The 12,990-nt window shown below is 49.7% G+C and carries 15 protein-coding genes; 6 read left to right on the top strand and 9 right to left on the bottom strand.

The features are described 5' to 3' along the window. Window positions 1–63: 63 nt before the first annotated feature. The 4 genes from ACZ50P_RS06160 to ACZ50P_RS06145 form a co-directional block, all read right to left on the bottom strand. Window positions 64–915 (bottom strand): CE1 family esterase, encoded by an 852-nt coding sequence (locus ACZ50P_RS06160; RefSeq protein ID WP_464134328.1) that lies wholly within the window; start codon window positions 913–915, stop codon window positions 64–66. Continuing rightward, window positions 915–1,502 carry a hypothetical protein gene (locus ACZ50P_RS06155; protein WP_464117575.1) on the bottom strand — a complete coding sequence of 196 codons (588 nt, stop codon included), beginning with the start codon at window positions 1,500–1,502 and terminating at the stop codon, window positions 915–917. The genes ACZ50P_RS06160 and ACZ50P_RS06155 overlap by 1 nt, the downstream gene beginning before the upstream one ends. 159 nt (window positions 1,503–1,661) lie before the next feature. Then, the gene (locus ACZ50P_RS06150; protein WP_464134325.1) at window positions 1,662–2,282 is read right to left on the bottom strand and encodes a hypothetical protein; all 621 of its coding nucleotides are present in this window, start codon (window positions 2,280–2,282) and stop codon (window positions 1,662–1,664) included. 76 nt (window positions 2,283–2,358) lie between these two features. Next, entirely contained in the window at window positions 2,359–2,658 is a 300-nt protein-coding gene (locus ACZ50P_RS06145; protein WP_464134323.1) for a hypothetical protein, read from the bottom strand. A gap of 123 nt (window positions 2,659–2,781) precedes the next feature. Between ACZ50P_RS06145 and ACZ50P_RS06140 the strand changes: the two genes are divergently transcribed. The 3 genes from ACZ50P_RS06140 to ACZ50P_RS06130 all read left to right on the top strand — a co-directional run bounded on the left by ACZ50P_RS06140 (window position 2,782) and on the right by ACZ50P_RS06130 (window position 4,974). Continuing rightward, window positions 2,782–3,276: a hypothetical protein gene (locus ACZ50P_RS06140; protein ID WP_464134321.1), complete on the top strand. Its 495-nt coding sequence runs from the start codon at window positions 2,782–2,784 to the stop codon at window positions 3,274–3,276. An 87-nt stretch (window positions 3,277–3,363) separates the two neighbouring features. Continuing rightward, complete coding sequence (locus tag ACZ50P_RS06135) at window positions 3,364–4,662, top strand: hypothetical protein (protein ID WP_464134318.1); 1,299 nt, start codon at window positions 3,364–3,366, stop codon at window positions 4,660–4,662. 81 nt (window positions 4,663–4,743) lie between these two features. Next, window positions 4,744–4,974: a ferredoxin gene (locus ACZ50P_RS06130; protein ID WP_464134317.1), complete on the top strand. Its 231-nt coding sequence runs from the start codon at window positions 4,744–4,746 to the stop codon at window positions 4,972–4,974. Window positions 4,975–5,044: 70 nt separating this feature from the next. On the opposite strand, the gene ACZ50P_RS06125 is transcribed toward ACZ50P_RS06130, so the two are convergent. Both ACZ50P_RS06125 and ACZ50P_RS06120 read right to left on the bottom strand, forming a co-directional pair. Continuing rightward, entirely contained in the window at window positions 5,045–6,268 is a 1,224-nt protein-coding gene (locus ACZ50P_RS06125) for a hypothetical protein (protein WP_464134314.1), read from the bottom strand. A 153-nt stretch (window positions 6,269–6,421) separates the two neighbouring features. Continuing rightward, entirely contained in the window at window positions 6,422–8,068 is a 1,647-nt protein-coding gene (locus ACZ50P_RS06120) for a sigma-54-dependent Fis family transcriptional regulator (RefSeq protein WP_464134312.1), read from the bottom strand. Window positions 8,069–8,127: 59 nt separating this feature from the next. Between ACZ50P_RS06120 and ACZ50P_RS06115 the strand changes: the two genes are divergently transcribed. Next, window positions 8,128–8,310: a hypothetical protein gene (locus ACZ50P_RS06115; RefSeq protein WP_464134310.1), complete on the top strand. Its 183-nt coding sequence runs from the start codon at window positions 8,128–8,130 to the stop codon at window positions 8,308–8,310. Between the two features lie 83 nt (window positions 8,311–8,393). Beyond that, window positions 8,394–9,473: a serine hydrolase domain-containing protein gene (locus ACZ50P_RS06110; protein ID WP_464134307.1), complete on the top strand. Its 1,080-nt coding sequence runs from the start codon at window positions 8,394–8,396 to the stop codon at window positions 9,471–9,473. Between the two features lie 4 nt (window positions 9,474–9,477). On the opposite strand, the gene ACZ50P_RS06105 is transcribed toward ACZ50P_RS06110, so the two are convergent. Then, window positions 9,478–10,014 carry an SRPBCC family protein gene (locus ACZ50P_RS06105; protein ID WP_464134305.1) on the bottom strand — a complete coding sequence of 179 codons (537 nt, stop codon included), beginning with the start codon at window positions 10,012–10,014 and terminating at the stop codon, window positions 9,478–9,480. A gap of 246 nt (window positions 10,015–10,260) precedes the next feature. On the opposite strand from ACZ50P_RS06105, the gene ACZ50P_RS06100 reads away from it, so the two are divergent. Beyond that, complete coding sequence (locus ACZ50P_RS06100; RefSeq protein WP_464134303.1) at window positions 10,261–12,000, top strand: tetratricopeptide repeat protein; 1,740 nt, start codon at window positions 10,261–10,263, stop codon at window positions 11,998–12,000. A 56-nt stretch (window positions 12,001–12,056) separates the two neighbouring features. Here ACZ50P_RS06100 and ACZ50P_RS06095 read toward each other — a convergent pair whose 3' ends face one another. Next, complete coding sequence (locus tag ACZ50P_RS06095) at window positions 12,057–12,314, bottom strand: hypothetical protein (protein WP_464134300.1); 258 nt, start codon at window positions 12,312–12,314, stop codon at window positions 12,057–12,059. Window positions 12,315–12,456: 142 nt separating this feature from the next. Further along, entirely contained in the window at window positions 12,457–12,984 is a 528-nt protein-coding gene (msrB, locus tag ACZ50P_RS06090) for a peptide-methionine (R)-S-oxide reductase MsrB (protein ID WP_464134298.1), read from the bottom strand. Window positions 12,985–12,990: the final 6 nt, after the last annotated feature.

Here is a 12,990-nt window from a genome sequence, read left to right as displayed (position 1 = left end):
AAAAAAAGACAAGGGTCCTAATATAAAGCGTCTCGCACATCTGTTCGAACGCCCCGTAATAGATCAATTTGATAAACGGCTGATGACATCCAGAAACAGGATGGTTGCATCAAAGGTCTTTTCCGATCCGAAAGTGAATTCATCCGAACCACCACTCCAGGCATGGCCCATGCCCGGAACCTTGATATAAGAAATACGCGCCCCGGAGGGTGAACTCCAACGGATGAAGTCACCCGAATTTGCCGTCTGATAAAAAGAGGAATTCACACGACCGTCATCACTCTGATCCAGAAAATACAGTCCCTGCCGTAGGGACTTCTGGGCATGAGACTCTGTGGAAACATGATCTTTTTCCCCGCGAACGATCAGAATTTCCTTAAGTCTTTTACGCGATACCTGTCGGCTGCATTGAATGGCCTTCAGCCCCAGATCATCATAAGAATGCTTTTTCCGGCTGATAAGTTTGTAGGGAGCTCCCGAGTGAATCAAGGCAACTTTAAAAACATCCGGATAACAGTACGCAAAGTGCGCCGCCAGAACACCTCCCGCAGAGAAGCCACCGACATAAACCCGCTCTGGGTCTACCAGCCCCTCACCAATCAGGCCTTCAATGTGCGCCATGATTTCTTTTAGTTTGCCGGCATTTCTTTTTTGATTGGCGGGCAAAAACCAGTTCCAACACGTCAGAGGATTCTTAAGAACTGATTGCTCCGGTGTATAAATGAGCGCATCCAGACCCATCCACTGCTGCTTTTCAGCCAGCCCCGTGAGCCCCATAAACTCTTGCGCAGACTGGGTGCACCCGTGCAGCCACAATATCAAGGGGCGCGGCGTCCCGGACACCGGCGGCTGGCCAAAGGCCGGAATAAACCAGCCTATCAATACAACTAAAACAACGCGCCCTAAAGAAGACATTATTCGTTACGTCGGATATCAATGGTTGGAGTGTTCGGTTTACCGTAGCTGTAAATTGGGGAAATCAAACCAGGGTATTTCTGCAACAACGCATTGGGCTCCAACACGCTTACGACCATCAGGATATTTGCGACGGACGGGTTTTGTTGCAGGTTGGAGTTCACGACAGCAGAAATAAAGGTCTGAATGATCGCTCGTCTTTGCGCATCAGCCAAAACCTGTTTTTCATAGTAGTGATTGTTGATCATCATCTGACTGACGAGCTGCAGATGATTGTGCAAAAGAACGTCTGAAAACTCCACGGCATTCACGCGACGAAGCAGGTACTGAATATGTGCATCGGTCACCTGCTCTAACTGAAGTTGCAACAGACGCTGATTGATTTTCTTGGTTAGAAGCGCCAGGGACTGATCGTTGTTCGCCAGCATCTCCATAATGATCGCGGCCTGGCGGACACTGAAGCTGGGATAAACGATCTGACCAGCGGTGGCCTCACCCATTTCCGCATCAGTCATCTTCACAAGTTTCGCGGAGGCAGTAAAAGAAATCCCAAGACTGCACACGACGGCAAAGATCATCTTTTTCATAAAAAACTCCTTATCGATTGAGATAAGGAGTTCTAATAAAAAATTCCTCGCGTTACAAGACGGTGCTCTGCAAACCGATAAAATGTCCATCACTGTCCAAAGACTTTGCTGTTTCAGAAAATCACAGAAACACCGCCGCCCGCCAGATTGGCCGGGGTGCTACAATTGCGCTTTGGCAATAACCTCGACAGAGCACTGGTAGCGATAGTGAGATGCTGGTTCTGCTGCCGCATGAGCATTGCATTCGTGCCTCAACTCTTTCGGGCCCATGATAAAGTATCTGCGACGCTGATAAGACCTGTGACTGGTGACTGTCCCGCGCGAAGTGATTTGGCAAGAAACTCCGTACTTCTCTGAGCAATCAGATAAAGCATCACGCTCAGCCTCCCGAACCGCTGAATCCCGGCAGATGGCTTCTGTGGTTTTACTTTCATTAAAATCACCGTATCCTGAAACTGAAGAGATGTAAGTCGGATACTGCACAATTCGTTGAGACACGACAGCACACTGGTAGAACTCACGTGCCTCACTGTTACATCGACTTAGAACCGCAGAACTGATGCGACTGGCGCGGAACCGTGCCTGTTCCACACAGTCCCGTTCATCCACCCCCACGGCAGTCACTTTTTCGGACGCTTCCGCCTGTCCCGCGCGGATACGGCGGCGTTCAATTTCCTCAAGTTTCTGTTTTTCGGATTGCGAAGGTTCTGACGCCTTGGCCAGAACAGAGTGACAACATAACGACAATAAGATCAAACCTGAAAGCAATTGAATTTTCATATTTCCCCCCGGTATCACCCCTTAGCAAGGCTGATACCAAACGAAGTGGGGGCATTATGTTACCTGATATATTTTTCTAATTTTTTTCGCAGGTGACCTTTTGCTCATCACAGAACGACAGCAGAGTTCGTGAACGGCACTTTCCCAGTGCGTCTTTACGAGCTTCCTCTTCTGTTTTCCCCAGGCCAAAGAAGCGGCTTCCCTGGGATTGAACCTTACAAGTATAGGTTGCCACCAGCTCAGGACGGCCACTGGACATATCCAGGGCCAAAGTGTCCTTGTTGGGATTCTGATCGTTGGGGTTGATCACCTTCAGGCCACAGCCTGAAAAACTCAGCCACGTCAGGGGGATAACAATCCAAGCGACTTTCCGCATAAGATCCTTCTTTCCTCAAATTTAGAACACTTTCAACCACCTCTCATGGTATCGTTTTCGAATCCAACCACAAGAAGATTTCATTCTTCGCGCATTATGAGGCATCAAAGCCGGAGGTTTCATTTGAGATTTCAGATCTTTCTTCTTTTGACTGTCGCGGCGGCGATTCTTGGCTGTGCCACCCGCCCGGACGCCCCTGCTGGCTGTTTAACCAAGGCCCACTTTCCCGCGAAGGCCTACGAAGCCTGGCGCCAGGCCCCGACCCATCTGACCAGCTCTGAAACTATAGCAAACGCCCCCTTGTTGCAAATCGGTGTTCGCACGACGGTGCAACTGAAGAAGACTGAAAATGAAAATCGAGGCTTTGTGCAATTTCAAACTCAAAGCGCTGCAGACTACTTTATAGTATCGGACTTCTATCCCCGCTTGAACGTTCTGGACGTCAGCAGTGGCAACACCTCGCTGAGTGCAGAGGCCTGGGGCCCTGTTCGCGAATGCGACACCATGAAAAAGTCTTTGCGCTTTAAACTCAACGGCATCAACAAATATGGTCTGGAAATCATCAGTCGAGACAGTACAGTCGTTAGCATCCTGGTCCTGCCCGCGACTGCCAATTGAAAGCTGGACTCCCGATTCTTAACAAAAATGTGAAGAACGTGTGAAGGGTTCTTCAGAACATGGTTTCATAGAAGCCGGAGTGAAACCATGAAGCAATCCATTTTCTTCTGCGTGATCATGCTACTCTCGGGACTCTGCAACGCCGCTGTATGGACAGAGGTCAATCAGTGGTCTGAAGACTGGGAAAATCGTTATTCGGCCTGGGTTAAGAACGAATGGAACAAAAACTTCTTTTCCCGGACTCAGCTTCCCAACGGCCAGTCGAATCCCTACTATGGTCTTCGCGTAGATTGTGCTGATGCGGTCTATTCCATGCGCATTATTTTCGCCTACGAACACCGTCTTCCTTTCGCCATGAAAGATCCCACTTATTCTGCTACCAGAATTTCAAACAAAATGAGCCGTTGGGACCGCCAGAGAGAAATCGACCGAGTCCGCAATTTCTTACTCTACATCTATGAAATGGGCAGCACACGCTCGTTGCCGTCAGACACCTATCCTGTTGCCATCAATCGCAGAACCATTCGCTCTGGCGGCGTACTAACAACCACTTCCATCAATCATCACTCTTGGACAATCAAAGAGATTCTGCCCATCGGAGTTCCCTATCTGGTCTACAATTCGGTTGTCGGGTCTCATTCCGGGTTTGGGATGCAGGAAAGAAAGTCCTGGCCCAATCCAAACTGGGTGTTTGAAGGCGACTATAGCCCATCCAGCGGGGCCGGTTTCCGCTATTGGCGCCCCCTGACCAGTCTGGGGAAGCCCGTCTGGGAGGTTCCCGGATACAGTACCGAACAATTCCAAATCCCCTTACAAAGATGGATCAAGACTCTACAAACCCGGCTGGCATTGCGTGATGAAAAAGACGATCAAATGATCGCCCGACTTATCGACAACGTGTGTGTCGGCTTTAAAGATCGGGTTTCCTATGTGAACGATGCCCTTTCCTATAAACGACAGTATCCAGGCTGCATGTCGTATGAGGCATTTGATATCTATTCTTCCCCAAGCCGCGATCAAAGAATCTTTGATGACTTGCTGCTGCTGCGAAGATCATTCAAAGAGATCCTTCAGCGCAACAATGGTCGCGACCTTAGCGCTGAACAAAAAGATCAGCTCCGTAAAATCTATCCTTATATTAACCAAAGTGCCGCCGGCGAGACCCGAAACATGCCCGCACAAAGTATCACAGAAGACTCGACCTGCGTGGTCACTTACTATGCAAACCGCAGCATGGACATGGCGGAATTCAAACGGCGTCTGTTTTCAGGATTGCTCTCTAACAACCCGAACGAGCCTGGTGAATATCGCTGGGGTCTTTTAAGGGGCCCCTCGGATCATGCCCGATCCTGCCGGTCCTGGGGCGGCTGGAGTCCGCAATTTTAAAACCGGATAACTTGATCCAGATCAACGCCCGGGCGCGACTCTTTACGTAAAGTGGGATCATCCACCCCGTGGGAGATCCCAATGGAAGAAGCCACCAGCCCCGCCCCCAAAATCTTTCCGAAATTCTTCGTCGGATCTGATTGCTTGAGCTGTGGTGCCTGCTGGAAAGAGGCCCCCGATAATTTTCGCAGTCACGATGTCCAAGCCCACGCCTATGTCCATCGCCAGCCTCAATCCGAAAAGGAATTCCAGCAGTGTAAGGCCGCCCAGGCCATTTGCCCGATCGGCATCATCGGTCAGACGGAAAGCTGAGTCCTACGCATGCCCGTTTAAATAAAAAAGGGCCCCGAGGGGGCCCTTTTCTTCTGATATGTCCTCGCTACTACTGCACATCATTAAAGTTGACCGACGTGAAGCCAAGTCCTGTTAACTGGGCAACCCAAGCCTGAGTCGCAGTGAATTGAGTGTCGGGGTGAAGGTTGAACTTGAAGCTTTGCTCCGGTGGCAATTCAATACCAGGATTGGCGCTGCAGTCAGCCTGATCCGAAGCGTGCGTGTAACAGCGGTTGTTCACAACCTCGGAATACTTGGTCGCATCCGCCAGATCCGCACTTGAGTTGGAATTCACCATAAAATAGCGCGCTTTCAAGCCATTGGCCAAACTGCCCTTGATCGTGGAAACACGGGCCGAATACCAGTTGTTGTCACCGGCATAGATTTCTCCGGCGATGGCTTCGATCTTGGATACCGAGGTGATTTCACCGTTTGTCATACCCACTTGAGCCAGCAGGCGATCATGGCGTGACCAACCGCAACTGCTGTATTCAGAGCACAAGAATCGATCCGCTCGGCTTTCGTACTTCAATTCACCGGTCAAAAGATCAAAACTGGCTGCATAAGTCCCGGACTTATTCGGACTGACCGCCGTCTGATCATCATGGGTCAGAAATTCCATCTTCGTTCCACTGAGCTTCGCGGCGATTCGATAAGTTCCCATGTCAGGAATGGTCATGGAAACTCCGGAATCATAGTAGGTGTTGAAGAACGCCGGCTTCGACGCGCGCACAGTCACTGTCATCGCCTGCACCTGCATGTCGGCAAGCTGCTGCGCCGTGAAGCACGATGTGTCTGGCGTTATGTAAATCTGACGCTCTTGATTATCAAAGACGATCCCTGCTTTTTCCAGCATGCAGGAAATGGCTTTGATCTGCTGGAACGATCCGGGAATGGAGTCTGGCGAACCACCATTCTGCGCAAGTTTGCAATAGAACAGTCGCGCTGGGTAGTCCGGCCCCTGACTGTCCATAATGCCACCTTGACCATCCAAGGGCATCGCATGCTCGTTGCAAAGCTCATTGACGTTGCTTTGCGCCTGAACCTTACCCTGCACACCCTGGGCCTGACTGTTGCTGACAAGGCCATTACCGACCTCGACAATCACCCCCTGAACAGCGCCCATCACTGTGGAAGGCTTATCAGAAGACACCACAGTGGTGGAAGGAGTTTCAACAATTTCCTCATCCAGCTTGCCTTGACACGCCACCAGACTTGCAACGTGAAGTACGACCGCCACTGACAGGACTTTTCTGATTTCTCTATTAAACACGACTCTCTCCTTGTTAAAAGTTCTGCGCAAGTTCATCTGCGCGACTTTCTATAAGGCAAAGAGCCGGCCAATCGCTAAGTCCACAATTTCACTGCAATCTTAAAAGAAGACGCCAACCCAAGTTGCCAAGTTGGCGCCAACTGCCGGTGGGAATCAGGCAGTTTTTTTGATCAGTATCTTTCTGAGACCTTCCCGTGAAACTCCCAAACGACGTGCCGCTTCGGATTTATTCCCCATCGAACCCTGGATGACTCGTGCAACAAACTCGGATTCAAAGGCCTCGCGTGCCTCACGCAGGCTAAGGTTTTCATACTTTTTCAAAGAGTCCTCGCCCGGGGAAGATCCCACGACACTCAACTGCGGGCGCACTTTGAACTGAAAATCATCCGGCTGCAGAACGGCTCGGTCTCCCGCTGAAAGACAGGCGCTTTCGATTTTATTTTCAAGCTCCCGGATATTGCCAGGCCAGTGGTATTCAATCAGCCGCTCTAAAGCTTCGGGACTGACTTTTTTCAGTTTCCACCCGCGCTTGTTATGCAATTGCTCAAGGATCGCCTGAGCCAATTCCGGAATATCCCCTTTTCGTTCCCGCAGGGCGGGGATCTGAAGGTTGACCACATTGATGCGATAATAAAGATCCTCGCGGAACTTTTCTTCGTGAATCTGGGTGTCGATGTTTTTGTTGGTAGCACAGATCAGACGGAAATCCACAGATTTCGGCGCTTCAGTTGACCCCAGTCGCTGAACTTTTCTTTCCTGCAAAACACGAAGCAGCTTGGCCTGCATTTCGATAGGCATTTCACCTATCTCATCCAGGAACAAGGTTCCCCGGTGTGCCAACTCGATCTGTCCCTGCCGGGGCAGCGTTCCCGTGGCAGCACCCTTTGTCACACCAAACAGTTCCGCTTCAAAAAGCGATTCGGGAATAGCCGCGCAGTTGATCGCAATAAAAGGTCCGTCGCGGCGATGGGAATGATGATGGGCCAGCCTGGCAATCACTTCCTTTCCCACCCCACTTTCACCCGTGATCAGAATATTTGAATCCGACTTGCCAAAGTCACCGATATGATCATAGATCTTTTGCAGTTCCGGCGCCTTCGAACTCAGACTGACAGCGGAGATGCTTTTGCGCCAGATATTCTTGCGGTGTTCGATGGCGGCTTCTGAATCTTCATTTTTTTGATGGATTTCATAGCTTTCAAAGGCCATGGCCGCCAGCATGGACAATGCTTCCAAGGCACGCTGATCCACTTCATCAAAATCACCGGAAGTCTTGTTCAGCACCTCAATGACACCGATGACTTTCCCCTCTTTCCAGTGTAACGGGACGGCCAGAACCTTCTCTGTGCGGTACCCGGTCTTGCTGTCAACACCCAGATAGAAATCCTCATCCTCCGCCACTGAATTGCAGATATGACTTTTGCGATTTCGAAATACTTTCCCGGCAATCCCCTGATCCGTGTTGATGACGATGTTTTGGTTGCGAATGCCGGTGGCAATATAACTGTTAAGATATTTAAAGTGCTGTTCAATATTAAACTGGGAATCAAAGAAGATAGTGCCTCGATCCGCTCCGGTGGCCCGGATGCACAAATCAAGAATTCGCGAGATCAGACTTTCCCCCGCCTGCTGGTCAAAGATTATTTGCGCCGAGTCGCCAATAAATTTCAGTAGTTCATCAGATTTTGACATGATCTTTATATCGGCAGGTCCCGCCAACAAAAGTAGGCTGCCAACCCGGCTTTCCACACTTCGGCCCACGTTTGTGGGCGGTTCATTCTGAGACCGACCCAATTTCAAGGGGTTAGCTCCTGGCCTGGCTTTCGCTTTAAAGAGTTCTGAAAGGATTCAGGTGAAATATGAACACACAAAACATTTCCCAACAACTCGACCGAATGGACCGTGAGCTGAGATTTCTATGGCAAGAGGCGCATGAGGAATCCATACAAAGCATTAGAGAGCGAAAACTGAAACAATACTGGGAGCTTTTTAAGGCCTATAAAAAACAAAAGCAGTTCCTTATGGCTTTGGATTCGAAATAGGACTGGCCCCTTTAAGAAATTAACTGTCACTGGGTTGCAGAGCATTTATACTGACTTATATCTTCTAAAAAGTCAGGTGCGTTGTGAGATATAGATGGTTGCTGGTACTTACATGTGTTGTTGCATTGATATCGTGCAAATCAAATTCGGGCGACACAACACCGCCCGAAGAAACCGCCTGTTCCACCACCGACCTTGAATCTGAAATGGCGGCGATATTAAGCACCGGCGCCTCGTCGGAAGTTCCCTTTACTTACTCCATTGAACGTTCAGATGGACGGAAGTTTACTTACAGCTATGGCGCCTCCAGCCTGACAACCTCCTACGAATCTGCTTCCACGTCCAAACTGGTCACCTCCGTCATTCTGCTGCGGCTGGTGGATAAGGGGATCTTATCTTTGACGGATAAGCCTCAGAAATACATCCCGTCCTGGCCTGTAAACTCAACAGATGCGATCTACAATATGACGCTGGCGCATCTTCTTAGCTTTCGCTCGGGGATGACCGACGAACTACTTTGTCTGCATAGTGCCTCCGGAAATTTTGAAAACTGCACCAAAAACATGGCCTCCGCCAACGCAACAAACACCTACATTCCGGGAACGGTGTTTTACTATTCCGGTGCGCACATGCAGGTGGCAGGACTCATGGCGCAGCATGCAACAGGCAGTTCCTGGCAGGACATTTTTGCACAGTTTAAAAGTGACACGGGGCTATTCACTTCTGCGGCCTATGACCTTCCCTCTAGCAGCAATCCCCGCTTGGCGGGCGGAATGCACTGGCAGGCCAGCGAATATCTTGATTTTCTGCGGGCCCTGAAAGCAGGGACACTGCTGAGTTCATCCTCCATGACAGAACTTTTAAAAGATCAGACCTCCTCCAGTCAGATGCTCTACTCCCCCCCTAAAACGGATCTTAATGAAGAGTGGCACTATGGTCTGGGCCTATGGCATGAATGTCAAAGCACCACCTACAATTGCAACAGCAGCAACGGCCGGGTCTCAAGCCCCGGCGCTTTTGGTGCTTACCCCTTCTGGGATCGTCGCAAAAACTATTTTGGAATTGTCGCCCGCCAAGGGAGCGCCGGTACTTATCCCAAAGGGATCAATATTGAGCGCAGTGTTCGCAGCAAAGCCGATGCCTGGGCGGCCTGCACATTTTAAACTCCTAATGTCTGGGACTGCCAAGATACTTCTGCAGCTTATCAAAAGACTCCGCCCAACCCTGAATACAGTCGCCATGATATTCATTTGGAATTCCCTGCTGAAACAGTTTCAACTGACTGGTTTGACTGTCAAGGGATTCAAACTCCAGTGTGATGTAAGCCATCTCTGGCCAAACCCCAGGCATATTGGCTTCCTTGGCTGAAATCGCATCCCCCTTCCTGTCGGCAAACTGATCGGTCATGACAATGCGCTCGTTTTGAATGATCTCTTCAAAGTGGCCGGTCATACCACCAGAACTAGATTCATAACCTTTCATATTGATGAGGTACCTGCCACCTTCGCGAAAATCAATCTCCACCTGATCCGCATACATTCCTTGGGGCCACCACCACTGCTTTAAACTTTCAGAAGTTGTGAATGCCTCAAAGAGCTGCTCGACAGGCACCGGGAACTTTCGCTCCAATTCCAACAACCTCGCATCAGGACTGGAGTGTTTGTGTACTGATGACGATGTGGGCTTTTCTTGCGCGGTCCTCATAGATACTCCTTTGGTGATCTGGTTCTTCAGCTTCTCGCAGTTTTGAGAAGTTGGCTAAACAAAGAACTCCTGCTTGTTGTTTGACTCAAGTCCTGACCAAGCTGTTGTGGATTAATGAAGGATCCGATTATTCAGATTTCCTCACGCCCTAGAACCCCCTCTTAGACTAGGTTTGCGGCGATTCCTGTCTGATAAAAAGCAAAATGTTATAAAGTTTTTTACACTGCAACCTGACAAGGAGAACTGATGCTTCCATCCTTCAAGACCCCTGCGAGTATAGCCCTATTACTGACTCTCACTGCGTGCAGCAGCTTACCCAAGAAAGAATCCTCAATCCCCGACAGCAGAGCAGAAAACTCAACCATCAACACACGTTCGCAGGCGGACTACAATTTTATCTTAGCAGAAGTTTCTAGCCACGAAGGAAAACCCGAGCGCTCCATCGAGCTCTTTGAAAAAGTGCTGGCGATGGATCCCGTTTCCCCAACAGTGCACATGCGGCTGTCGGCAGAATACCTCAAAGCCGACAAGATGGATAAAGCCATCTTCCACGCGCAACAAGCTGTGCTGCAAGACCCGAAGAATATTGAAGCTCACCTCTTTCTCGGGGGCCTCTATTCAGCCGAGAAGCTTTACGACAAAGCGATTTCACAATACACCCTGGTCCTGCGCCTGCAGCCTGAAAATGAGGAGGCACCCGTCTATATTGGCTCGCTTTACGCCGACAAAAAGGACTATAAAAAGGCTGAGCAGTTTTTCAAATCTCTGTTGAATAATCCCAACTATGAAACCCCGCACGTGGCTTACTACTATCTGGGCCTTATTCGTCAGGATCAAGACGGAGTCAAACATCAGGTGGCCGCCGAAAAGGCATTTAAAAAGTCCCTGGCACTTAAGCCGGATTATGAGGATGGCGTTGTCTCGCTGGCAAACTTTTACTTAAAAAACAACGACCGCACCAAGGCTCTGGCTTTGTGTCTTGAGTTCCAAAAACAAAACCGCTTCAATCGAAGTGTCGCCGATATCATCGCGCAAATACACATTGAAAGCGGAGAAGCTGACAAAGCCTATGAGCAACTGGAAGTCATTGCCGGGAACTCGGAGGACTCTTTGGAGAATCAGATGAAAATGGCCCTTCTTCTGATTGAACAAAAGCGCTTTCACCTGGCCGCTGCCAAGTTGAAGGACATTGTAACGAAGTCTCCGTCTGCGGATTCAGCCCGCTTTTATCTTGCCGCGGTCTACGAAGAAACCGGTGCGGTGGACAGTGCTATTCACGAATACATGTTAGTGCCTCCATCCAGTGCCCACTTCAGTGAAGCCGTAGTGCATGCGGCCCATCTGCTCAAAGGCCTCGGAAAAATCAATCAGGCCCTGGATGTCACTGAAAAGGGCTTAAAAACGAAGGCCGATCAGCCTCAGGTTTACACCATGTATGCCTCTCTGCTGGATGCCAAGTCTGACTATCTGGGGGCCGCACGAATTCTGGAAGAAGGATTAAACAAGTTTTCAAAGAATGTCGCCCTGCTCTTTCAACATGCGTTGATGTTGGATCGACTGGGCCAAAAAGACAGTATGATCGCACAAATGAAGAAAGTGCTGGAGCTTGAACCCAATCACGTTCAAAGCATGAGTTATCTGGCCTTCACTTTGGCAGAAATGAATCTACACCTTCCCGAGGCGGAAAAGCTGGCTCGTCGTGCTTTAGAGCTGGAGCCCACAGACGGTTATGTTCTGGATACGCTGGGATGGGTTCTGTTCAAGCAAAAAAGATTCGCCGAATCCATCCAGGTGCTGAAGAAAGCCTATGGTTATCAGTCTTCAGCCAGCATTATTGCCGAACATCTGGCTGACGCCTACGTGATGGAATCCATGACCGAAGAAGCTAAAGCCATGTACAACAAAGCTGCCGGCCTGACCACTGATGAGGCCCGGACCCGCCAGATACGGAATAAGCTTCTGAAACTGAGCGCCAACAAAGGTTAGATTGCAATTTGAAATGTCACAAAGGGGGCTCCAAGCCCCCGCCGACAAAGTCATCCTTACGGCTTTCTTGGGCGCACCGTCTGCCAGGAACAGTTCGTCACTTGGCAGGCATCTTCGCTCAAACCGAAGTTGCAACGATACAAGGCATTTTCCGAAGCTTCCTGCTCACTCATCCCTGCACCACTGAATTTCAGCACGGTTCCGTCTTCAGCGACTCTTTGAGCCGTGCAAGCATGCCACTCATAGGGCAAAGCGCCGGCCCAGGTCTGGGATCCACCAAGTAACAATCCTAAAGTCAGGGCAATTTTTTTCACTTCAGTCTCCTTCTGTTCAAAACGAACGTTCGAAAACAGAAATATTTAGTTTTGCTCCTTTGATCCATTAAAAAGAAAGAAGGGTCAAAATATGACCCTGTGAATGCCAGATTATTACTTGGAATGATGCAGAGTCGCCTGCTTACTTTTTCTTTCCTTTTTCTTTCTTAGGGAAAAGCGACAGGTAGCGACCGTACCCCTTGGCTTCCAGTTCCTCCACCGGAATGAACTTCAAAGCAGCCGAGTTTATACAAAAACGTTTGCCACCTTTGTCTTTGGGGCCATCATCGAACACATGCCCCAAATGGGAATCGGCCTTCTTCGAGCGCAGCTCCGTCCGTTCCACAGACAGTTCGCGATCAGGCCGAGTCACAATGGCGCTGTCATCGATGGGTTTGGTAAAGCTGGGCCACCCCGTGCCGGAATCATATTTGTCCGTGGAGCTGAAGAGTGGTTCTCCGCTGACGATATCAACGTAGATGCCCTCTTTTTTATTGTCCCAATAAGCATTGTCGAAGGGTCTTTCCGTCGCAGCCTGCTGCGTGCACTGATACTGCATGGGGGTCAGCATCTTCTTTAACTCAGCGTCGGAAGGTTTGACATATTCTTTTTCCTGCGCAGAAAGTGTTCCGACGCACACCAGACTCAAAATAAAAATCAAAAGCTTCATAAAGAC

It is taken from the genome of Bdellovibrio sp. CKG001 (genome assembly GCF_055397465.1).
Note: the sequence above shows the minus strand (reverse complement) of the source record. Positions and strands in the feature narration are given on the sequence as shown.

Excerpts from the sequence above, each read along its gene's own strand:
- ACZ50P_RS06115 (WP_464134310.1), top strand. The coding sequence starts at position 8,128 with ATGAACACACAAAACATTTCCCAACAACTCGACCGAATGGACCGTGAG.
- ACZ50P_RS06150 (WP_464134325.1), bottom strand. The coding sequence starts at position 2,282 with ATGAAAATTCAATTGCTTTCAGGTTTGATCTTATTGTCGTTATGTTGT.
- ACZ50P_RS06155 (WP_464117575.1), bottom strand. The coding sequence starts at position 1,502 with ATGAAAAAGATGATCTTTGCCGTCGTGTGCAGTCTTGGGATTTCTTTT.
- ACZ50P_RS06100 (WP_464134303.1), top strand. The coding sequence starts at position 10,261 with ATGCTTCCATCCTTCAAGACCCCTGCGAGTATAGCCCTATTACTGACT.
- msrB (WP_464134298.1), bottom strand. The coding sequence starts at position 12,984 with ATGAAGCTTTTGATTTTTATTTTGAGTCTGGTGTGCGTCGGAACACTT.
- ACZ50P_RS06130 (WP_464134317.1), top strand. The coding sequence starts at position 4,744 with ATGGAAGAAGCCACCAGCCCCGCCCCCAAAATCTTTCCGAAATTCTTC.
- ACZ50P_RS06160 (WP_464134328.1), bottom strand. The coding sequence starts at position 915 with ATGTCTTCTTTAGGGCGCGTTGTTTTAGTTGTATTGATAGGCTGGTTT.
- ACZ50P_RS06135 (WP_464134318.1), top strand. The coding sequence starts at position 3,364 with ATGAAGCAATCCATTTTCTTCTGCGTGATCATGCTACTCTCGGGACTC.
- ACZ50P_RS06105 (WP_464134305.1), bottom strand. The coding sequence starts at position 10,014 with ATGAGGACCGCGCAAGAAAAGCCCACATCGTCATCAGTACACAAACAC.
- ACZ50P_RS06145 (WP_464134323.1), bottom strand. The coding sequence starts at position 2,658 with ATGCGGAAAGTCGCTTGGATTGTTATCCCCCTGACGTGGCTGAGTTTT.